At 73.3% G+C, this 19,297-nt stretch carries 21 protein-coding genes; 8 read left to right on the top strand and 13 right to left on the bottom strand.

Annotated features, from left to right (window positions below):
• The first annotated feature begins 10 nt into the window (after positions 1-10).
• From ACIOD2_RS43455 to ACIOD2_RS43440, 4 genes are all read left to right on the top strand, one after another.
• The gene (locus ACIOD2_RS43455; protein ID WP_400551326.1) at positions 11-721 is read left to right on the top strand and encodes a TetR/AcrR family transcriptional regulator; all 711 of its coding nucleotides are present in this window, start codon (positions 11-13) and stop codon (positions 719-721) included.
• A gap of 3 nt (positions 722-724) precedes the next feature.
• Positions 725-1,108, top strand: a complete 384-nt coding sequence (locus tag ACIOD2_RS43450) for a DUF664 domain-containing protein (RefSeq protein WP_400551620.1) — start codon at positions 725-727, stop codon at positions 1,106-1,108.
• Between the two features lie 158 nt (positions 1,109-1,266).
• Positions 1,267-1,734: a fluoride efflux transporter CrcB gene (gene crcB, locus ACIOD2_RS43445; RefSeq protein ID WP_400551324.1), complete on the top strand. Its 468-nt coding sequence runs from the start codon at positions 1,267-1,269 to the stop codon at positions 1,732-1,734.
• Positions 1,731-2,108: a fluoride efflux transporter FluC gene (locus ACIOD2_RS43440; RefSeq protein WP_400551322.1), complete on the top strand. Its 378-nt coding sequence runs from the start codon at positions 1,731-1,733 to the stop codon at positions 2,106-2,108. The genes crcB and ACIOD2_RS43440 overlap by 4 nt, the downstream gene beginning before the upstream one ends.
• Here ACIOD2_RS43440 and ACIOD2_RS43435 read toward each other — a convergent pair.
• The 5 genes from ACIOD2_RS43435 to ACIOD2_RS43415 all read right to left on the bottom strand — a co-directional run bounded on the left by ACIOD2_RS43435 (position 2,099) and on the right by ACIOD2_RS43415 (position 7,863).
• Entirely contained in the window at positions 2,099-3,733 is a 1,635-nt protein-coding gene (locus ACIOD2_RS43435) for a DNA polymerase Y family protein (RefSeq protein ID WP_400551320.1), read from the bottom strand. The genes ACIOD2_RS43440 and ACIOD2_RS43435 overlap by 10 nt on opposite strands.
• A gap of 190 nt (positions 3,734-3,923) precedes the next feature.
• The gene (locus ACIOD2_RS43430) at positions 3,924-4,613 is read right to left on the bottom strand and encodes a hypothetical protein (RefSeq protein WP_400551319.1); all 690 of its coding nucleotides are present in this window, start codon (positions 4,611-4,613) and stop codon (positions 3,924-3,926) included.
• A gap of 127 nt (positions 4,614-4,740) precedes the next feature.
• A complete protein-coding gene (locus ACIOD2_RS43425; protein WP_400551318.1) occupies positions 4,741-6,978 on the bottom strand; it encodes a glycoside hydrolase family 3 N-terminal domain-containing protein in 2,238 nt (745 codons plus the stop codon).
• A gap of 136 nt (positions 6,979-7,114) precedes the next feature.
• A complete protein-coding gene (locus ACIOD2_RS43420; protein WP_400551317.1) occupies positions 7,115-7,513 on the bottom strand; it encodes an STAS domain-containing protein in 399 nt (132 codons plus the stop codon).
• Positions 7,514-7,686: 173 nt separating this feature from the next.
• Positions 7,687-7,863 carry a hypothetical protein gene (locus ACIOD2_RS43415; RefSeq protein WP_400551316.1) on the bottom strand — a complete coding sequence of 59 codons (177 nt, stop codon included), beginning with the start codon at positions 7,861-7,863 and terminating at the stop codon, positions 7,687-7,689.
• A gap of 18 nt (positions 7,864-7,881) precedes the next feature.
• Here ACIOD2_RS43415 and ACIOD2_RS43410 point away from each other — a divergent pair, with 18 nt between their 5' ends.
• On the top strand, positions 7,882-8,517 hold the full coding sequence (locus ACIOD2_RS43410; protein ID WP_400551314.1) for a hypothetical protein: 636 nt from the start codon (positions 7,882-7,884) through the stop codon (positions 8,515-8,517).
• 8 nt (positions 8,518-8,525) lie between these two features.
• On the opposite strand, the gene ACIOD2_RS43405 is transcribed toward ACIOD2_RS43410, so the two are convergent.
• From ACIOD2_RS43405 to ACIOD2_RS43395, 3 genes are all read right to left on the bottom strand, one after another.
• Entirely contained in the window at positions 8,526-9,182 is a 657-nt protein-coding gene (locus ACIOD2_RS43405; protein WP_400551312.1) for a phosphoribosyltransferase, read from the bottom strand.
• Positions 9,183-9,281: 99 nt separating this feature from the next.
• Positions 9,282-9,785: an STAS domain-containing protein gene (locus ACIOD2_RS43400; protein WP_400551310.1), complete on the bottom strand. Its 504-nt coding sequence runs from the start codon at positions 9,783-9,785 to the stop codon at positions 9,282-9,284.
• Positions 9,786-9,943: 158 nt separating this feature from the next.
• Positions 9,944-11,092, bottom strand: coding sequence for a glutamate--cysteine ligase (locus ACIOD2_RS43395; RefSeq protein WP_400551309.1), 1,149 nt, complete (start codon positions 11,090-11,092; stop codon positions 9,944-9,946).
• Positions 11,093-11,139: 47 nt separating this feature from the next.
• On the opposite strand from ACIOD2_RS43395, the gene ACIOD2_RS43390 reads away from it, so the two are divergent.
• Positions 11,140-11,340: a CDGSH iron-sulfur domain-containing protein gene (locus tag ACIOD2_RS43390; protein ID WP_400551307.1), complete on the top strand. Its 201-nt coding sequence runs from the start codon at positions 11,140-11,142 to the stop codon at positions 11,338-11,340.
• Between the two features lie 5 nt (positions 11,341-11,345).
• Here ACIOD2_RS43390 and ACIOD2_RS43385 read toward each other — a convergent pair whose 3' ends face one another.
• From ACIOD2_RS43385 to ACIOD2_RS43375, 3 genes are all read right to left on the bottom strand, one after another.
• Entirely contained in the window at positions 11,346-12,341 is a 996-nt protein-coding gene (locus ACIOD2_RS43385; protein ID WP_400551306.1) for an iron-containing redox enzyme family protein, read from the bottom strand.
• An 81-nt stretch (positions 12,342-12,422) separates the two neighbouring features.
• The gene (locus ACIOD2_RS43380) at positions 12,423-13,274 is read right to left on the bottom strand and encodes an alpha/beta fold hydrolase (RefSeq protein WP_400551304.1); all 852 of its coding nucleotides are present in this window, start codon (positions 13,272-13,274) and stop codon (positions 12,423-12,425) included.
• A gap of 86 nt (positions 13,275-13,360) precedes the next feature.
• The gene (locus ACIOD2_RS43375) at positions 13,361-13,546 is read right to left on the bottom strand and encodes a hypothetical protein (protein ID WP_400551302.1); all 186 of its coding nucleotides are present in this window, start codon (positions 13,544-13,546) and stop codon (positions 13,361-13,363) included.
• 141 nt (positions 13,547-13,687) lie between these two features.
• Here ACIOD2_RS43375 and ACIOD2_RS43370 point away from each other — a divergent pair, with 141 nt between their 5' ends.
• Positions 13,688-14,647 (top strand): LLM class flavin-dependent oxidoreductase, encoded by a 960-nt coding sequence (locus ACIOD2_RS43370; protein WP_400551300.1) that lies wholly within the window; start codon positions 13,688-13,690, stop codon positions 14,645-14,647.
• The gene (locus tag ACIOD2_RS43365) at positions 14,644-15,915 is read left to right on the top strand and encodes an LLM class flavin-dependent oxidoreductase (RefSeq protein WP_400551299.1); all 1,272 of its coding nucleotides are present in this window, start codon (positions 14,644-14,646) and stop codon (positions 15,913-15,915) included. Before ACIOD2_RS43370 ends, ACIOD2_RS43365 begins: the two co-directional genes overlap by 4 nt.
• Here the strand turns inward: ACIOD2_RS43365 and ACIOD2_RS43360 are convergent.
• Together ACIOD2_RS43360 and ACIOD2_RS43355 are read right to left on the bottom strand one after the other, a co-directional pair.
• Positions 15,907-17,616 (bottom strand): ABC transporter ATP-binding protein, encoded by a 1,710-nt coding sequence (locus ACIOD2_RS43360; protein WP_400551297.1) that lies wholly within the window; start codon positions 17,614-17,616, stop codon positions 15,907-15,909. The genes ACIOD2_RS43365 and ACIOD2_RS43360 overlap by 9 nt on opposite strands.
• Entirely contained in the window at positions 17,613-19,295 is a 1,683-nt protein-coding gene (locus ACIOD2_RS43355) for an ABC transporter substrate-binding protein (RefSeq protein WP_400551295.1), read from the bottom strand. The genes ACIOD2_RS43360 and ACIOD2_RS43355 overlap by 4 nt, the downstream gene beginning before the upstream one ends.
• Positions 19,296-19,297: the final 2 nt, after the last annotated feature.

Genomic DNA, 19,297 nt, shown 5'->3' with positions numbered 1-19,297 from the left:
GGGTGACGGCATGCCCACCGACCCCCGGCAGCGCCGCGAAGCCCGCCACGCGCCGCCCCGCGCCGGCGCCGCGCCGTCCGCGACGCGGAAGCCACCCATCACGGCCGACCGGATCACCGACGCCGCGCTGCAGGTCATCGCCACCGAGGGCTACGACGCGCTGACCATCCGCCGGGTCGCCGCGGTGCTCGAAGCCGGGCCGTCGTCGCTGTACGCGCACATCGTCAACAAGGACGATCTGGACGACCTGATCATCGGCCGGCTCCACGCCGAGATCGTCCTGCCCGAACCCGATCCGGCGGCGTGGCAGCGGCAGCTCCTCGACGTCTACGGCCAGATCCGCGACCAGTACCTGAAGTACCCCGGCGTCTCCCGCGCCGCGCTGGCCATGGTCCCCACCCACCTCGAAACCCTGCGGGTCAGCGAAGGAATCCTGGCGATCCTGCTCGCCGGCGGCGTCGCACCGCAGACCGCCGCGTGGGTGCGCGACGCGCTCACCCTCTACGTCAGCGGCTACGCCCTGGAACGCTCGATCGTCCGGCAACGGCACCCGGACCAGGACTGGGTCCTCAGCCGGGAAGAGCTGGTCGACCGGTTCGGCGCCCTGCCCGCCGACCGCTTCCCCCACACCCGGCGCCACGCCGCCGAGCTGACGTCGGGCACCGGGCACGAGCGGTTCGACTTCACCCTCACCCTGATGATCGGCAACCTGGGCTCGTGACCACTGCGCTGGATCCGCGAGGCGATGCTCTCGAAGCTGGACGGGCTCGGCGAATACGACGTCCGCCGCCCGCTGACGCCCACCGGGACCAACCTGCTCGGCCTGATCAAGCACCTGGCGACCTGGGAGTCCCGGTATTTCGGCGAGGTCTTCGGGCGGCCGCTCCCGGAGCCCCTGCCCGAGCGCGGCGCTCCCGGCCACGTGCCCTGGTGGCCGAGCCCGGAGGTGACGCTGTTCAAGGTGCTGGTGACGTTCCTGACCGAGATCAACCGGCACGCCGGGCACGCGGACATCCTGCGAGAGCAATTGGACGGCCGTCGACGGCAGCCGATCCGGCCGAAACCCGACCAATCAGCCAGGCCCGGTACCTGCGATCAAGCGTCCTGACCGCGCTGTTAACCTGGCCCTGCAGCCACCTTCGCCGGTGGCCGCGCGGCGGTGGGGCCCGCCGTACCCGAACCGCGGCTGTGCGCCGCCAACGGTCCCTACCTGAACCAGCCGCACGAGGCCGTCCTCGTGCCCGATCAGGTAGGAGTCCGCCTGCCGTGCCCCCTGAAAATCCCGAACCCGTCGACCCGGACATCGCCGATCCGCCGCCGCACGAGTCGCGGCGCCGTCTCCTCGAGACCGTCGGAGCGGTCGCCGCTGGTGGAGTGCTCGGGGCCTGTGCCCGCTACGGTGCCACCCTGCTGTGGCCTGCCGTCGCCGGCGGGTTCCCGTGGACCACGTTCTGGATCAACGTCACCGGCTGCGCGGCCATGGGCGTCCTGATGGCGGTCATCGCCGCCGTGCCTGCCGCCCATCCGCTGGTGCGGCCGTTCCTCGGCACCGGCATCCTCGGCGGCTACACCACCTTCTCCACCTACGCCGTCGACGCCCAGCACCTGCTCGACGGCGGCCACGCCGGGACCGCCCTGCTCTACCTCGCCGCGACCGTGGCCGCCGCCCTCGCCGCGGTCTGGGTCACCGCCGCGCTCACCCGCCGCGCGCTGCGTCTCGGGAGCCGCTCGTGAACTGGCTCATGGTCATCGCCGGTGCCCTGGTCGGCGCGCCGCTGCGCTACCTGACCGACCGCGCCGTCCAGAGCCGCCACGACACCGGCTTCCCCTGGGGCACCTTCACGGTGAACCTCGTCGCCTGCACCGTGCTCGGCTTCCTGACCGGCGCCGCCACCGCGACCACCGTCCCCCAGCCGCTGCAGCACCTGATCGGCCCGGGGCTGTGCGCGACCCTCAGCACGTACTCGACGTTCTCCTACGAAACGCTCCGCCTGGCCGAAACCGGCGCGAAGTTCTTCGCCGCCGCGAACGTCGTCGTCAGCATGGTCGCCGGGCTGGGTGCGGCCTACCTGGGCACGGCCGTGGCCCACGCGGTGTTTCAGTCGTAACTGCCCTCGACCGTCCACTGTGGAGCATCGCCGACGGTGACGGCCAGCAGCAGGGCGATCTGCTCGTCCTCGTCCGCGAGCACCACCTGCAGCCGCGCCACGCGCCGCCCCTTCGACGGCAACGCCGCATGGTGCAGCCACGGCCCGGCCCAGGCCAGCACCGGCCGCGACGGCCGTCCTTCGACGTCGACGGTCGCCGGCCGCGCGGTGAGCTCGCCGCGCTCGGTGCAGCCGACGACGTCACCACGCTCGTCCAGCACCCGGGCCGGGTGGTCGGCGAGGACGGCCGGGGACGGCGCGGGCAGCCGTCCCGGCCAGGGCGCGTCCGGGGAGACGGGCGTCCGCGGGTCGCCCCACGGGATGAGCCGCACCCGCTCGGCGGGGCCGCGGCCACCGTCGAGCAGCGGGGTGACGACGGCCTCCGGGCCGAGCAGGCCCTGGATCCGGACCAGCGCGCGGGCCGCGCGTTCGGCGGCGTCGGCGTCCCGGCCCATCGACCCGATCTGCAGCTGCAGCGCCTGCCCGCCGACGACCTCCTCCGGGTCGAGCCGCAGCCGGACGATCCCGGCGCTCGGGCGGTCGGCGTCGCGGGCGGTCAGCCAGCCTTCGCACTGCCACCGCACCCGGTCGGCCGTCGCGCGCGCGGTCAGCGGCTCGGCGCAGCGCCAGACGCGCACCCGCTCCTCCCCCGCCTCCGTCACCGCGACGATCGCCAGGCGGGTGCACGCCAGCCCGTGCCGCGCGAGCCCCGCGAAGAACCGCTCCCCCAACGTCTTCGCGACGAACGCGGCTTCGTCGACGCGCTCCAGCGGGTGCTCGAACTCCTCGGTGATCGACAGCTCCGGCGGCAGCGCCCGCCGCAGCGGCGGCCGTTCCGAGAGACCGCGCGCCAGCCGGTGCGCGGTGATCGCGTCGCGCGGGAAGCGGCCCGCGACGTCGCGCTCGGCCAGCGCGGCGAACGCGCCGAGGGTCCGCAGCCCGAGCCGCTTGAGCAGGCCGACGAGCTCGCCGCGGTCGTCGCCGGGCTGGTCCAGCTCGGCGATCGAGAGCAGGGCGAGGAACTCCGCCGTCCCGCCGGCCGGGACCAGGGCGGCGCGGCGGGCGGCGAGCGTCGCGGCGAAGAGGCCGTCGGCGATGCCGACCTGGCACTCCACGCCCGCCCCCGCCGACACCTCGTCGAGCAGCAGCTCGGAAAGCGCCTCCTCACCGCCGAAGTACCCGGCCGCACCGGTGACCGGCACCGCGACGATCCCGGGCCGCACGACCTCGACGCCGACGGCCTGCCGTTCCACCGCGGCGGCGACCGGTTCGAAGAGCCGCGCGTCGCGCTCCGGATCGTGCTGGTGGACAACAAGATCCGGACACCGCGACTGCGCGTCGCGGCGCCGCATCCCCCGCCCGACCCCGTCCCGCCGCGCGGCCGCGGAACAGGCCACGACCCGGTTGGCCGAGAACACCGCGGCGGGGACGAGGGGCGGCGTCCCCGCCGCAGCGCCCGCGGCAACGACCGGCCAGTCCGGGCACCACAGCACCAGAAGCCGGGGAGCATCAGAACTCACCCGGCGACGACCGCCCCATCGAAGCCGAGCGGCCACGCAACCACCCGCGCCCCGGCGGCCGGACATGGTGACACCCGACGCCGCTTGGCCACCTCGACAACCCGACACCCCGGCTTGAAGCCGTGAGGGGCACCTTCAGGGACATCCAGTCCCTGAAGGTGCCCCTCACGGCTTTCCACCCTCAGCAGCTGCCAGCCGACCACGACCACCCGCGACCGAGCCGCCGCGGCACCAGCGACCGGGCACCACACCCAGCTCACCCGGCCACCTCGACCAGCCGGCGCCCGGACCGCGGCTCCCCCGCCACAACCGCACCGCCAGGACCCGGCAGCTGCAACGCAACCACCGCCTGGCGGACCGCCGCGCCGCGGCCCTGGCTGGTCGCCACGATCTCCCGGGCCTGCAGGTGCCCGTACCCGTCCGAAGTGGCTCCGCGCCAGCGGCGGCCGGAGACCCGGACCTCCAGCTCCGCGCCCGGCCAGGACCCGACGGTCAGCAGGACCGCGCCGCGGTTGCGGACCCTCCCCGCCAGGCGGCGGGCTACCTGCGGCCGGACGCCGCGGGCGATCACCGGGCCCAGTACCACCAGGTCGAAGCCGTCGACCAGGGCCGAGAGGACCGCGACCACCTCGGCGCCGGGCCGCGGGACCAGCGCGATGCGGTCCAGGTCGACGCCGAGTTCGGCGGCCGCCTCCAGGCCCAGGTCCGGCAGGCCGGTGACCGCCGCCCACGAGCCCGCCTTCGTCGCCTCCGCGAGCAGCGCCAGCACCAGGGACGTCGACCCCGTGACCGACACCGTGGTGCCGCGCCGGAGCCCGTCGGCCGGGAACAGGCCGGCGAGCGCCGGGGCTACCGGGAGTGACTCACCCGGATGAGTGACGTCCTCGCGCAGCTGCGAAGCCGTCTGCACCCCCGGGATGGACGTGAGCGCCTCCGGTATCGCCACCGCCGCTCACCTCCAGCACCACGAACTCGTACCGGAGACACCCGCAGGAGCCGGCGGGCGAACCCAGGACAATCATCGAACACTTGTTCGCATCCTGCGAGACGACCGCGGCCCTGTCAAGGGAGGCTCACGTCACGGTGAAGCTCGAGGTCAGGGTCGCGGCCGAGCTGTTGCCGACGTAGACCTCGATCTTGCCCGGCTCGACCCGGAACTTCGCGGCGTTGTCGTAGAAGCCGACGTCGTCGGGGGTCAGGGTGAACGTGACCGTGGTCGACGCGCCCGCCGCCAGCGTCACCCGCTGGAAACCACGCAGCCGCCGGACGGGCTGCACGATCGTGGCGACCGGGTCGCGCAGGTACAGCTGGACGACCTCGTCGCCCGCGCGGCCGCCGGTGTTGGTCACCTTGGCACTCACCTGGATCCGGCCGCCGCGCGACGGCATCCGCGTGTCCGAAAGCCGCAGGCCGTCGATGCGGAAGGTCGTGTACGACAGGCCGAAGCCGAACTCGAAGAGCGGGCCGGACTCCAGGTCGAGGTACTTGGACGTGTACTTGTTGGCCGGGTCGGCCGGGCGCCCGGTGTTCTCGTGGTTGTAGTAGATCGGGATCTGGCCGACCGCGCGCGGGAAGCTGACCGGCAGCTTGCCGCCCGGGTTGACCGTGCCGAACAGGACGTCCGCGATCGCGTTCCCGCCCTGCACACCCGGCGCCCACGCCTCGAGGATCGCGGGGGCGTTGTCGTGCAGGTACGGGATCGTCAGCGGCCGGCCGTTGACCAGGACCACCACGAACGGCTTCCCGGTCTCCTTGATCGCGGCCACCAGCTGCTGCTGGACGCCGGGGAGGTCGATGTTGCTGCGCGCCGCCGCTTCCCCGCTCATCGCGGCGGTTTCGCCGACCACGACGACCGTCACGTCCGCCGCGCGGGCTGCCTGCTGCGCCGCGGCGAACCCGCTCGTGTCGGCGCCGTCGACGGTGCAGCCCGCGCTGTAGGTCACCGTGGCCCCCGGTGCCGCGGCCTTGATCCCGTCGACCACGGTGACCGGCGGGGTCGTGGCCGCGCCGGTGCCGAGGCCCGACCAGGTGCCGTTGAGGTCGTAGGTCGCCGTGCCGAGCGGGCCGACGACGGCGACCGAGCGGACGGTCTTCGCCAGCGGCAGCACCGGCCCGTCGTTCTTCAGCAGCACCATGGACCGCCCGGCGGCCTGCCGCGCCTGCGCGAGCGCGGCCGGGGACGGTGCCTTCACCTCGCCGGCCTCGTCGACGTACGGGTGGTCGAATAGGCCGAGCTTGAACTTGACGAGCAGGATCCGGCGGACGGCGTCGTCGATCTGGTCGTTCGTGATCCGCCGTTGCGCCAGCAGCTGCTGGCCGTACTGCACGTAGTTGGTGCTGACCATCTCCATGTCGACCCCGGCCGGGAGCGCGGCCGCCGCGGCGTCGGCGCCGTCGCCGGCGAGGCCGTGCAGGATCAGCTCCTGGACGCCGGTGTAGTCGCTGACGACGAACCCGCGGAAGCCGTAGGCGCCCTTGAGGACGTCGTGCAGGACGTAGCCGTTGCCGTGGGCGGGCACGCCGCTGATGGTGTTGAAGCTGGCCATCACCGTCGCCACGCCGGCCTCGACGGACGCCTTGAACGGGGGCAGGTAGAAGTTGTGCAGCCGCTGCAGCGAGACGTCGACGGTGTTGTAGTCGCGCCCGCCCTCGGCGCCGCCGTAGGCGACGAAGTGCTTGGCGCAGGCGGCGAGGCGGTCCGGCGACGAGTAGTCGTCACCCTGGTAACCGCGGACCTTCGAGACGGCGAGTTTCGTGGCCAGGTAAGGATCTTCGCCGTACCCCTCGGCGATGCGCCCCCAGCGCGGCTCGTGGGTGACGTCCATCATCGGCGCGTACGTCCAGTGGATGCCGCTGCGCCGGGCCTCCTTCGCCGACACCGACGCGTCCGCGCCGGCCACGGCGGGGTCGAAGCTCGAGCCCTGCGCCAGCGGGATCGGGAAGTTGGTGGTGTAGCCGTGGATGACGTCCAGGCCGAAGATCAGCGGGATGCGCAGCCGGGTCCGCTCGACGGCGATGTGCTGCAGCGCGTTCAGCTTGGCCGCGCCGACCACCGAGAAGACGCCGCCGAGCTGCCCGGTCGCCAGCGCCGTGCGCGCGTCGGCCTCGTTGCCGAGCAGCTGGAGCTGCCCGAGCTTCTCCGCCGGCGTCATCTTCTTGAGCAGCGCCTCGACGCGGCCGTCACGCTCGGGCCGGGCGGTGACGTCGGCGGGCTCCGCGGCGGCGGCGGGTGCCGCGAGCAGGCCGCTCGAGGCGACCCCGCCGGCGGCGAGGAGGCCGCCGACCCCGGCGAGCAGGCTTCGCCGGTTCACCCCGTCTGACGTCGCTTGATCGGCTGCGTGACTCTCGGGCTGCTGCATGGCGGGGACCCTTTCGAGTGACAATCGATCAGCCAGGATAGGCCTGGAAAGGGGCCTGTCGCCGATCGATCACCACCCCGCCGCGCGGCTACCCGGTGGCGCTGACGGTGCCGAGGACCGCCAGCCACTCCCGCGCGGCCGCGAGGTTCTCCTGCACCTGCAGGAGGTGGTCGAGCCCCAGTACGGCGATCGGGCGCCGGACCGCGCGCTGGTCGCTGACGATCACGCACGGGATGCCCGCGGCGTGGGCGTCGGCCGAGGTCGTGAGCAGCACGCGCAGGGTCCGGGCCGAGCAGAACCCCACCCGGGTCAGGTCGACGACCAGCGCCTGCGGCCGCAGTGCGAGCTCGTCGGACAGCCGGGCGAGCAGGCGGTCGGCGACGACGACGTCGAGGTCGCCGGTCGCGGCCACGACCGTCGAGTCGTGGGTGGTGGTCACCGTGAGTGTCGTAGTGCCCTGGTGGTAGCGGGCCAAGGGATCGCGCATGATCTTGCTGTCACCTCCGTGGCGGCAGGCGACACCGCGAGCCGGGCCGCCACCGCAGAACCGGTGCGGCAACACCGGCGAATGGGACAACGGCTACTCGGCTGAACCGCGGACACCCGGGACATACCCGGATCGGGTGAACTTCATGCATAACGGAACGGCGACTCCGCCGGTCAGCCTGCTTGGTCCTCTCCGGACTCCGGCGGAGTGGCGTCGAGGCGCGCGTGCAGTTTCTCGCGGATCTCGTCCGGGGTGTAGGCGCGCCGCCGGCGCTCCTGCCGCACGACGACCACCCCGGTCGCGGCGACCCCGACGAGCCCGGCCAGCCCTACTGTCTTCCACCAGCGCATCGGCCTAGGCTACTGCCCGTGCCGGCCAGCGAGCTCGATCTCGACGAAGCGGTGGCCGTGACGCGCACCGGCGACCTGTGGCTGTTCCGGGGCCGGTCCGCGGCCGACCGCACCATCCGGGTCGTGACCAACAGCCCGGTCAACCACGTCGGCATGGCCGTGGTGATCGAAGACCTCCCGCCGCTGATGTGGCACGCCGAGCTGGGCCGCTCGCTGCCGGACGTCTGGTCGGGCACGCACCAGCGGGGCGCCCAGCTGCACGACCTGAGCCGCGCGGTGCAGGTGTGGGCCGAGAAGTACCACCAGCGCGTCTGGCTGCGCCAGCTCGACCACCCGGTCACCGCGGAGATGGAGGACGCGGTCCTGCGCACCGTCGCGCGGCTGGACGGCACGCCGTTCCCGTCGACCGCGCGCCTCGCCTCCCGCTGGCTGGGCGGGCGGCTGCCGTCCCGGAAGCGGGACACCCAGGACGCCGACCTCGAGTCGGGTTACTGCGCGGAGATCGTCGCGCTCACCTACGAGGCCATGGGCCTGCTGCCGAAGGGCCGCCGCCCCAACTGGTACGACCCCGGCCGGTTCTGGAGCGGCGACCACCTCGAGCTCACCGGCGGTGCCGCGCTGGGCGACGAGATCGCCGTGCGCCTGCCGGGCTGACCCGACGGTCAGCGCGGGACCTCGGTCGGCAGGCGGGGGTCGCGGTGCAGCAGCTCGAGCGCGTCGGTCTCGGCCACCGCGGAGAACTTCCGGTAGCTGTTGCCGACCGCGTGCATCCAGGACAGCGGCCGGAGGCAGACGACCTGGTCGACCTCGCGGGAGAGCCGGTCGAGCACCCCTCTCGGGGCGACCGGCACCGCGAGCACGATCCGGCCGGCCTGGCGGGCGCGCAGGACGCGGATCGCCGTGTGCGCGGTCGTGCCGGTGGCGGCGCCGTCGTCGGCGAGCACGACCGTGCGGCCGGCGATCGGGGCCGCCGCCACGGTGTGCCGGTAGACGGCGACCTGCCGGGCCAGCTCGGCCCGCGCGTGGCCGGCGAGCCGGGTCAGCTCGTCCGGTGTGACGTCGAACCGTTTGATGGCCGCGTGGTCCGAGACGAGCAGGCCGCCTTCCCCGACCGCACCCAGGCTCGTCTCCGGCGGTCCGGCGAACTCGATCCGGCGGGTCAGCAGGATGTCCAGCGGCGCGCCGAGGACGTCGGCGATCTCACCGCCGACCACCAGGCCACCCTCGGACAGGCCGAGGACCACGGCCTCGTGCCCGCGCAGCGGGCGCAGCAGCAGCGCCAGGCGCTCGCCGGCTTCCCGGCGATCACGGAACCGCATGGCCACTCCCGTCGAAGACTTCTCCCCAGCATCACCCGGCGCGCACCGGCGCACGAGGGCCGTTGGTCACCGGGGCGGACCCCGTTCGGCATCGCCCGATCACCGGGCGCCGGGGCCCGGCCGTCTCAGCGCCGCGATCGCCGTCGCCAGCGACGCGTGGATGACCAGCCGTTCGTGCGTCCTGGTGAGCTGCAGCGGACGCCACGTCGCGCGGGTCGTGGCCACCAGCCGCAGGTCGGTGTCCTGGCCGGCGCGGCGGTGCGCGTCGAGCAGCACCTCCAGCCCGGCGGTGTTCAGGAAGCGGACGAGGGACAGGTCCACGACGATCCGCCGCGGTGCCCGGCCCAGTGCCTCGCCGAGAGCGTGCCGGAGCATGGGCGCGGTGCTGAGGTCGACGTCGCCGTCCACGGCGACGACCAGCGTCCACCCGGACCGTTCCACCGTGATCGCCAGGTCGTGGTAGCGCAGGACCGGAGGCTCACGGCCATCGGCGGCACCGAAGACCGCGTGGACGACGCGCTGCCCGGCGATCGGGAGCGACGACGGTGCGGACTCCGGGAGCGGACGGCGGGGGTGGGGGAAGTCGAAGACGTTGGGTTTCACGATGGGAGCTCCTGACCTGCCGGCCGCCTTCGAGGGCTTGATCTTCGCGAGGCGGGGACCGGACGTTCTGGCGCTGTTTCATCGTGCTCGCCGGGACCCGGCGCCGCCCAGGGTCGCAGGTCCCCGGATCGAGGGGCGAAGGAACTTTCTCCCGGCTTTCACGACGGAACCGGTGCCCGCTCCGTGCGCCACTCCCCGTTCAGCGGGCCCGTCACCGGTTCCGTCAGCAGCCCGGCCAGCTCGTCGACGACGTCGGTGAGGCCGCCGGCGGCGGTCACGCGCTGCCGGGTGGCGCCGCCGGCCAGCACCGAGGGCAGCAGCGCGTCGACCACCAGGACGTCCCCGGTGTCCTCCAGCGCCGGGCGGACCCGGTGCAGCAGGGCCGCGAGCAGGGTCCGGGCGGGCACCCGGCGGCCGCCGATCAGGTCGATCCCGTGGCCGTGGACGCCGTAGCGGGCGGCCGACCACAGGGCGCCGGCGGCGAGCTGGCCGTCGACCTCCGGCGCCTCCCGGCCGCGGGAGAGGTCGGCCAGCGCGGCGCGGACCAGGCCGCGGACGAGAGCGGCCTGCAGCAGCGCCCCGTCCGGGGACGCCGCGACGTCGGCGACCCGCACCTCGACCGTCGCGTACCGCGGTGACGGCCGGGCCGCCCAGAATGTCATCCGCTCGTCGATCAGGACCCCGCAGTCGACGAGCCGGCCCAGGCACCGCTCGTAGCCGGCGAAATCGCCGAAGCGCGGCGGTATCCCGCCGCCGGGGAAGCGGGCCTGGTCGATCGTCCGCCAGCTCGCGTACCCGGTGTCGCGGCCGTGGTGGATCGGGGAGTTCGCCGACAGCGCCAGCAACGTCGGCAGCCACGGGCGGAGGTGGTCGACCACCGCGACGGCCAGGTCACCGCCGGGCACGCCGACGTGGACGTGACAGCCGCAGGCCTCGTAGTCGGCGAACGTGCCCTGGTAGGTCCGGGCGACGAGCCGGTACCGGTCGCCGCCGGACAGCTCGGGCAGCGGCCCGGCCAGGACCGGGGTGCCGACGCCGACCGCGGCGACCCCTTCCGCCGCCGCGGCCCGCGCGAGCGAAGCGCGGTTCCCGACCAGCGACCGGGCCACGTCGGCCAGGCTCGTCAGCACCGGCGTGACCGCTTCGACCTGGGACTCGTACAGCTCCGGCTTGATCCCGGCGGCGCCGCTGGTGTCCAGCCGGGCGAGCACCGCGGCCGCCTTCGGCACGGGACGCCGTGACCCGGCGTCGATGAGCAGGAACTCCTCCTCGACGCCGACCGTGGTGCCCGGGCCGCCGGCGGTCACCGGGCGCCCGCCGGTTGGCCCCCGGCGCGCCGGGGTACCCGCCGCCGATGGAACACGAGCCCGCCCCGGCGACCATCACGCCCTACGAAGACGGCCCGCTGCTGGTCCGCGGCGACGTCGAAGTCCGGTCCCAGGACGGCGAAGTCCTGCGGCCCCGCGGCACCGTCGTCGCCTTGTGCCGGTGCGGCCGGTCGGCCGTGAAGCCGTTCTGTGACGGCACGCACAAGGTGCCCGGCCGCGAGCGGTGAGGGTGTCACGCCGCACCGGAGAGCGCGCGGGTGCGCAGGCTCGGCAGGCCGGCTTCCCAGCTGCCGAGCAGATGGGCCGCGAACTCGGCGTCCACCGCCAGCCCGCAGGCGGCGCCGAACAGGATGTCCCCGGCGGCCTCCGGGTGCTCGGCGGCGTAGCTGCCGCAGAGGTCGTGGGCCGCGATCTGCTCGTGCACGGCGTCGGCCTCGACGTGCACGTCGAAGAACCGGGTCGCCGCGGGGTCGCCGCCGAGGCGCCGCAACCCGTTGCCGTAGCGGCGGTTCGGCAGCGAGGACGTCATTTCGAACGCCGCGAGGTGCCCGAGCGCGGCACCGAGCCAGCGCCGGTTCATCCCGAACAGGGACATCAGGTTGCTCACCGCCAACGTGACGGCCGGCACGTCGTCGACGAAGTGGCCGTAGCCGTCGTCCAATCCTAGTGACCGCATGGTCGTCCGGAACAGCTCCGAATGCATCTCTTCGACGCGCCCGCCGCCGTATTCGTCGGCCTGGATCTCGACCAGCGCGGCCTTCGCCCGCCCGCTCAGGCGCGGGATGGCCCAGCTGTGCGGGTCGGCCTCCTTGAGGTGGTACACCGACCGGTGCGCGACGAACTCCCCGAACTGCGCGGCGGATGCCTTGCGCTGCAGGAACTTCGCCAGCGACGGGCCGTCGTCGGCGGCGGCCAGCCGGGCCAGTGCCCGCGGCACGTCGGCCGGGTCGGCCTCGACCGGCGCGACGAGGTCGGTGAGCCCGGTCAGCCACCGTTTTTCGAGGTCTTTCCGGAGGGCGTAGAACGCGAGCCCGCCGTCCTGGTCCGGGTCGACGTCGTCGAAACCGCGGTAGCCGAGCTCGTAGCAGATCCACAGGGACAGCTGCAGGTCCTCGTCGTGCACGGCCGGCTGTGCGGGCCCGAGGTCCAGGCCCTCGGCCGGGGACGCGCCGCGCAGGAGGCGGACGACCTCCTCGCTGACGGGACCCCGCGTGGCGGGCAGGCGCATCGGACCTCCAGATAGGTTCAAGGAATCCCCGGATACCCCGTGAACCCGCGTCGAACCGCGCCGTCGTCGCGAGCGGCCGGCTCAGGCCGGGTCCGCGAAGAAGTCGCGCAGCGCCGCGCCGACCGACTTCGGGTCTCCTTCGTCCTCCGGACCCTCGTGGCCCAGACCCGGGAAGGTGACGCGGCGGGATCGGAGCAGCACCGCGGAAAGCGCGTCCACGGCCTGGTGGAGGTACGCCGGGCTCTTCGCGCCGTCGAGGAGCAGGACTTCGGCCTTGAGCGCCGCGTAGTCCGGTGCCGTGTCGGCCATCTCCCGGATGACGCGCATGTCGTAGCCGAGCGTCGGGACCAGCTCCGGGATCGGCACGTCGTCCTCCGCCGCGGCGCGCTGGAGGCGGGCGCCGACGGTCAGGAAGGGCACGAGCAGGAACCGCGGCACCCGGCCGAACACCGGTTCCGTGCCGAGCCCCTTCAACGACGTGACCAGCGCGGCCGAGAGCTTGCCCGCGGCGATTTCCCTTTCGTAGCGCGGAACCCAGCCAATCGGTGCCGAGCCGTCGACCGACAGCGGCGGCTCGTACAGGGCGATCCGGTCGAGCGACGGCGTTACGAGCGCGGTGCGCAGGGTGACGAGCGCGCCGGAGCTCAGGCCGAAGATCCGCGTCGCCCCGGTCGCCGCGGCCAGGGCCTGCAGGTCTTCGACCTCGCGCCGGACGCCGAAGTCCGCGCCGTGCGCGCCGCTGAGGCCGCGTCCGCGCCGGTCCGGGACGTGCACGGTGAAGCCGTCGGACAGCACCCGCGCGAGGTCCATCAGGTGCTGGGCCGCCTTCATGCCGCCGTGCACCAGCAGCACCGCCGGCCCGCTGCCGAGGCTCCGGTAGCCGATGACCGTGCCGTCGGCGGAGACGGCCGTGCCCGTGCGGTACTCGCCCATGGATCCCCCAGTGATCTGCGTACGACGTTCGCAGTTTTGACGGTAGCCCACTGCGTACACCGTTCGCAATAAAAGGGCGGAGACGCTCAGCCGCCCACGATCCGCCAGAAGGTCTCCCGTTCCCGCGCGCTCAACGGGACGCTCGGCACGTCGGCGCTCGCCGCCGGGCGTGGGAGCGGGACGGCGGAGCCCAGGTCGTAGGGCCCGGCCGGGGGTGTCAGCACCCAGCCGAACCCGGTGAAGGCCCTCGCGAAGGCCCGGAGGATGCGCATGGCCGCCCCTTCCCGCCAGAAAGCCGGATGCCGGTCATTGTCGGCGTGGTGCCGGGCGCCGGACAGGCCGTCCACATCCTGAACGCGCGTGCGGCCGGGTTCGGGAGCCGATACCTGTGGAAAAGAACGGAAAGGGGGCTCATGACCAGACTGCACCTCGCGGTGGAACTCGACGGCCACGACGCGCTGGCCGATGCCGTCACCACCGCTGAATCCAGCGGTTTCTCGTTCGTCACCTTCGACGACTCACCGCTGCCGCCCGGCGGCGGTTTCCGGCTCGACGCCACCGGCCGCGCCGCCTACGTCTCGACCCTGACCGAGCGGATCGGGCTCGCGGCGACGTCGAACGTCACGACGGCCGAGCCGTTCCACCTGGCCGCCCAGCTCGCCAGTCTCGACCACGCTTCCCACGGCCGCGCCGCCTGGATCGTCGCCGCGGACGGCTCCGCCGAAGCCCTCGCCACGATCGGCGGGAGCAAGCTCGACCCGGCCGCGCTGCACCGCGAAGTCGCCGACGTCGTCGAAGTCGTGCGGCGGCTGTGGGATTCCTGGGACGACGACGCCGTCATCAAGGACGTCGCGACCGGGCGCTACCTCGACCCGGGCAGGGTGCACCACGTCGACTTCACCGGGGCCACGTTTGCGGTCAAGGGCCCGCTGATCACGCCGCGGCCGCCGCAGGGGCGGCCGGTCGTGCTCGCGCCCGACGGCCTCGCGGAGGCGGCGCGCCCCGACGTCGTGCTGGTCGGCGGCACGGGTCTCGAGGACGTCCGGCGCCGCGCCCAGCGGGCCCGCGAATCCGGCGCGCCGCTCGTCTTCGCCGAGGTCGAGGTCCTGCTCGACACCGGCGTGCGCCTGCCGCACCGCGATCGGCTGCGCTACACCGGATCCGCGCCCGGGCTGGTCGAGCTGCTCGGCTGGCTGGCCACGAGCGTCGACGGCGTGCGGCTCCACACGACGGACCTTCCCCGGCTGATCGAAGAGGTGCTTCCCGCCCTGCGCAAGGAAAACCTGCTCGTCCCGCCGGAGCCGGGGGCGACCCTGCGCACGTCACTCGGCCTGCCGCGCCCGGCGAGCCTGTTCGCGGAGGGAGCCGCGTGAGCGCCCGGCTGCACCTCGGGGTGTTCTACACCGGCGTCGGCCCGCAGTTCCTGTGGGACGACCCGTCGAACGCGGACCACACCGCGATCGAGACGTACGTGTCGGTCGCGCGCACCCTGGAGCGGGGGCTGTTCGACGCCTTCTTCCTCGGTGAGGGCCTGCGGGTGCGGGAGAACCGCGGCCGGGTGCACGCGCTGGACGTCGCCGGCCGCCCGGACGCGATCACCCAGCTGAGCGCGCTCGCCGCCGCGACGAGCCGGATCGGCCTGGTGGCGACGCAGAACACGACGTACAACTTCCCGGCCGACCTGGCCCGCCGGTTGTCCACTTTGGACTTCCTGTCCGGCGGCCGGGCGGGCTGGAACATCGTCACCACCGACAACGCCTGGACCGGTGCCAACTTCCGCCGCGGCGGCTGGCTCGACCACGAACGCCGCTACGAGCGGGCGGAGCAGTTCGTCGAAGCGGCCCTTGCGCTGTGGTCGGAGACCGGCCCGGTCTCCCGGCACACCGACCTCGTCGGCCTGCGGGCGACACCGACCGTGCCGCCGAGCCCGCAGGGCCGTCCGGTGCTGTTCCAGGCCGGGGACTCCGCCGGCGGCCGGGAGCTGGCCGCGCGGTACGCGGACGTCGTCTTCTCGGCCAACACCGCCTACGACAAGGCCGTCGCGTACGCCGACGACCTGCGTGCGCGGCTGGTCCGCCACGGCCGCCCGGCCGACGCCGTCCGGATCCTGCCCGGCGCGACGGTCGTCCTGGGCGACACCCCGGCCGACGCGGCCGAACGCGCGGAGGACATCCGGCGCCGCCAGATCTCCCCGCAGCGCGCGGTCGCGTTCCTGGAGCAGTACTGGGGCCAGGACCTGTCGGCCTACGACCCGCACGGCCCGCTCCCCGACGTCGAGCCGAGCGAAGGCGAGCTGGACCCGTCCCGCGGCACGATCTCGATCGCGGACCGCACCGGCAAGCTCGACCGGATCCGGCAGTGGCGCGAACTCGCGGAGGCGAAGAAGCTGTCCATCCACCAGCTCGTCCTGGAGGTGCAGCCGCGCCAGCACGGGTTCGTCGGCACCCCGGGCCAGATCGCCGACGAGTGGGCGCGCTACGTCCACACCCGCGCGGTCGACGGTTTCAACATCAGCCCGCACCTGGTCCCGGCCGCCCTGGACGACATCGTCGACCGCCTGGTCCCGGAGCTGCAGGACCGCGGCGTCTACCGCACGGAGTACGAAGGGACGACGCTGCGGGAGCACCTGGACCTAGCGTAGCTGCCGCCAAGCTTCCCGCCGGAGCCGCTGCGCGTCCGGGTCGGCCACCGGGGCCGCCGACAGCAACCGGCGCGTGTACGCGTGCGCCGGCGCCGTCAGCACCTCCTTGGTCGGCCCCTGCTCGACGACGTGGCCGCGGTGCATCACCGCGACCCGGTCGGCCAGCTGCTCGATCACCGCGAGGTCGTGGCTGATGAACAGGCACGCGAAGCCGAACTCGTGCCGCAGATCGCGCAGCAGGTCCAGGATCCGGGCCTGGATGGTGACGTCGAGGGCGCTCGTCGGCTCGTCGGCGACCAGCAGGTCCGGGCGCAAAGCCAGGGCCCGCGCGATGCAGGCGCGCTGCCGCTGCCCGCCGGACAGCTCGTGCGGGTAGCGCGTCCGCAGTGACGGCGAGAGCTGGACCGCCGAGAGCAGCTCGGCGACCCGTCCGTCCACTTGGGACGACGGGACGGCCTTGTGCAGCCGCAACGGCGTCGCGACGCTCTCCCCCACCGTCGTGCGCGGGTTGAGCGAGGACAGCGGGTCCTGGAACACCACGCCGATCCGCCGCCGCAACGCCTTCGCGGCGCGGCCACGAGCCTTCGTGATGTCCACGTCGCCGATGTGGACCGACCCGGCCGTCGGCGCGAGCAGGCCGGTGACGGCGCGGGCGACCGTGCTCTTCCCCGAACCGGACTCCCCGACCAGGCCGAGGACCTCCCCCGGCTCGACGTGCAGGCTCACGCCTTCGGCGGCGTGGACGGCCATCGCCCGGAACCGGCCGCGGTAGGTGACGGCGAGATCTTCCACGCGCAGCAACGGCTTCTCGGCCGGGACGTCCGGCACCGACGCCACGGCCGGGTGCTCGGCGGCCGCGACGTGGCCCGGCGAGACCTCGACGTCGGCGGCCAGCGCGCGCTGGAGCCCGGTCGTGGCCGCGGTGCTGAGCGAGACGACCGAGCCGAGCAGCTGCCGCGTGTAAGCCTCCGTAGGCGCACCGAAGACCGTCCGGACGTCACCCTGTTCGACGACGACGCCGTCGTGCATAACCACGACCCGGTCGGCGAGGTCGGCGACCACGCCCATGTCGTGCGTGATCAGCAGGATCGCCGTGCCGAGCCGGGACCGCAGGTCCCGCAGCAGCTCGAGAATCTCGGCCTGCACGGTGACGTCCAGGGCCGTGGTCGGCTCGTCGGCGATCAGCAGCTTCGGGTCGTTGGCCACCGCCATGGCGATCACGACACGCTGCAGCTGCCCGCCGGACAGCTCGTGCGGGTAGGACCGGAACCGCTCACGCGGTGCGGGCAGCCCGACCAGGCCGAACAGCTCGATCGCGCGTTCCCGGGCCGCCGCGGGCGTCAGCTCCTGGTGCGTGCGGATCGCCTCGACGAGCTGGTCGCCGATGGTGAACACCGGGTTGAGCGCGCTCATCGGCTCCTGGAACACCATGCCGACGTCGTTGCCGCGCACGGCCCGCAGCTCGGCCGGGGTCAGGGTGAACAGGTCCCGCCCGGCCAGCTCCGCGCGCCCGGACACCTTCGCCGTGGACGGGAGCAGGCCGAGCAGGGACATCGCGGTCACCGTCTTGCCCGAGCCGGACTCCCCGACCACCGCGACGACCTCACCCGGGCGGACCTCGTAGCCGACCCCGCGGACGGCTTCGACGTCCCCGAAGGAGACCACCACGTCGTGGAGGCCGAGAAGTCCGGCTCCGGTCACTGGACGATCCCGAACTTGCGGTAGTCGACGTAGGCCGGGAACTTGCCGATCTGGACGTCACCGACGTTCGAGCCGTGCAGGAACGAGTTGCGCGTGTAGATCAGCGGGACCACCGGCGAGTCGGCGAGGATCTTCTTGTCCAGCGCCGCCCACTTCTTGCCGGCCTCGGCCGGGTCGACCGTGGCCTGCGCCTCGGCGATGAGCTTGTCGACGTCCGGGTTGCTGTAGCGGGACTCGTTGTACCCGCCGTTGCCGATCTCGGTCGACTGGAACAGCGGCTGGATGTTCGCGTTGGCCGACGGGATGTCCGGCTGCCACGAGGTGAGCGTCAGGTCGTAGTCCGACAGGCCCTTGGTGTCCACTTCGGACGTGTAGGTGTCCTCGTCGAGCGGCTTGATCGTCACCTTGATGTTCGCCCGCGCCAGCGAAGCCTGGATCGCCGCGGCCTTCTCCGGGTAGCCGTTTTCGTTGTGGGTGGCCAGGACCAGGCCGTCGATCCCGTTCGGGAAACCCGCCTCGGCGAGCAGCTGCTTGGCCTTCGCCGGGTCACCGGACGGCGGCGCCGGGTAGAGGTCGTACTGCTCGCGGCCCTGCAGGCCCGGCGTGATCAGCGTCGTGGCGACGTCGCCGGCGAGCTGCGCGCTGCCCGCGCTGGCCACCTGGTAGGCGGCCTTGTCGACGGCGTACTGGAACGCCTGGCGCACCTTCGGGTTCGTCAGGTTGCCGCGCTGCGTGTTGAGCGAAAGGTAGGCCAGCGCGCCGGATTCCGACGTCACGAGCCGCGACTTCGCCGACGCGCTGCCCTGGATCTGCGCCAGCTGGGCCGGCGAGGCGAAGGACATGCCGAAGGCGTTGCGGTCCTTGCCCGTGTCGTCGATCAGGCGCTTGGAGATGACGCTGGTGTCCTGGCCGAGCTCGAACTCGACGGTGTCGGCGTAGGCCTGGCGCGTCGGGTCGCTCGCGCGGTCCCAGTTCGGGTTCCGGACCAGCTTCGCGGACTTGCCGCGCTCGTAGGTCTGGATCTGGTACGGGCCGGACGCGATCGAGTGGTCACCGTAGTTCGCCTCGGCGCCCTTGCCCTTCGGCACCGGCGAGAACGCCGGGGTGCTGGCGACCCAGTTCCAGTCGCCGTACGGGCGCGCCAGGTGGAAGACGATCGTCTTCGCGTCCGGCGTCTGGATGGAGTCGAGCTCCTTGCCGCCGTCGAACGGGCCCTTGTACGCCAGGCCCGGCGAGAGCAGGTCCTTGTGGTAGGACAGGCCGCCGGAGAACGCGGGGGCGAACGAGCGCTCCAGGCCCCACTTGACGTCCTCGGACTTGATCGGCGTGCCGTCGCTGTACTTCAGGCCGTCCTTGAGGGTGAACGTCCACGTCTTGCCGCCGTCGCTCGGGCGCCCGGTGTCGGTGGCCAGGTCCGGCACGACGGTGGTGTCCTTGCCCGGCGCGACGTCCCACGACGTCAGCCGCCGGTGGATCAGCCCGAGCGTGGTCACGACGAGGTTGGAGCTCTTCGCCGGGTCCCAGGTGATCGACGGCGCGTCGTTGAGCAGGACCAGGTCCCCGCCCGGCTTGACCGAACCGCCTTGGGCGGCGGGCGTGTCGTTGGCGCCGCACGCGGTCAGCAAGGTGACGGCGGCCGTCACCCCCGCAGCCAACTTCAGCCAGTGTCCCCGTTTCATCG

The organism is Amycolatopsis sp. NPDC088138, assembly GCF_044741685.1.
In the GTDB taxonomy this organism is placed as follows: domain Bacteria; phylum Actinomycetota; class Actinomycetes; order Mycobacteriales; family Pseudonocardiaceae; genus Amycolatopsis.
The sequence above is the reverse complement of the archived record's forward strand: the minus strand, read 5'-3'. Positions and strand labels throughout refer to the sequence as shown.

Excerpts from the sequence above, each read along its gene's own strand:
- ACIOD2_RS43455 (WP_400551326.1), top strand. The coding sequence starts at position 11 with ATGCCCACCGACCCCCGGCAGCGCCGCGAAGCCCGCCACGCGCCGCCC.
- ACIOD2_RS43435 (WP_400551320.1), bottom strand. The coding sequence starts at position 3,733 with ATGTCCGGCCGCCGGGGCGCGGGTGGTTGCGTGGCCGCTCGGCTTCGA.
- ACIOD2_RS43420 (WP_400551317.1), bottom strand. The coding sequence starts at position 7,513 with ATGCGCGATCCCTTGGCCCGCTACCACCAGGGCACTACGACACTCACG.
- ACIOD2_RS43415 (WP_400551316.1), bottom strand. The coding sequence starts at position 7,863 with ATGCGCTGGTGGAAGACAGTAGGGCTGGCCGGGCTCGTCGGGGTCGCC.
- ACIOD2_RS43405 (WP_400551312.1), bottom strand. The coding sequence starts at position 9,182 with ATGCGGTTCCGTGATCGCCGGGAAGCCGGCGAGCGCCTGGCGCTGCTG.
- ACIOD2_RS43390 (WP_400551307.1), top strand. The coding sequence starts at position 11,140 with ATGGAACACGAGCCCGCCCCGGCGACCATCACGCCCTACGAAGACGGC.
- ACIOD2_RS43385 (WP_400551306.1), bottom strand. The coding sequence starts at position 12,341 with ATGCGCCTGCCCGCCACGCGGGGTCCCGTCAGCGAGGAGGTCGTCCGC.
- ACIOD2_RS43380 (WP_400551304.1), bottom strand. The coding sequence starts at position 13,274 with ATGGGCGAGTACCGCACGGGCACGGCCGTCTCCGCCGACGGCACGGTC.
- ACIOD2_RS43375 (WP_400551302.1), bottom strand. The coding sequence starts at position 13,546 with ATGCGCATCCTCCGGGCCTTCGCGAGGGCCTTCACCGGGTTCGGCTGG.
- ACIOD2_RS43370 (WP_400551300.1), top strand. The coding sequence starts at position 13,688 with ATGACCAGACTGCACCTCGCGGTGGAACTCGACGGCCACGACGCGCTG.
- ACIOD2_RS43355 (WP_400551295.1), bottom strand. The coding sequence starts at position 19,295 with ATGAAACGGGGACACTGGCTGAAGTTGGCTGCGGGGGTGACGGCCGCC.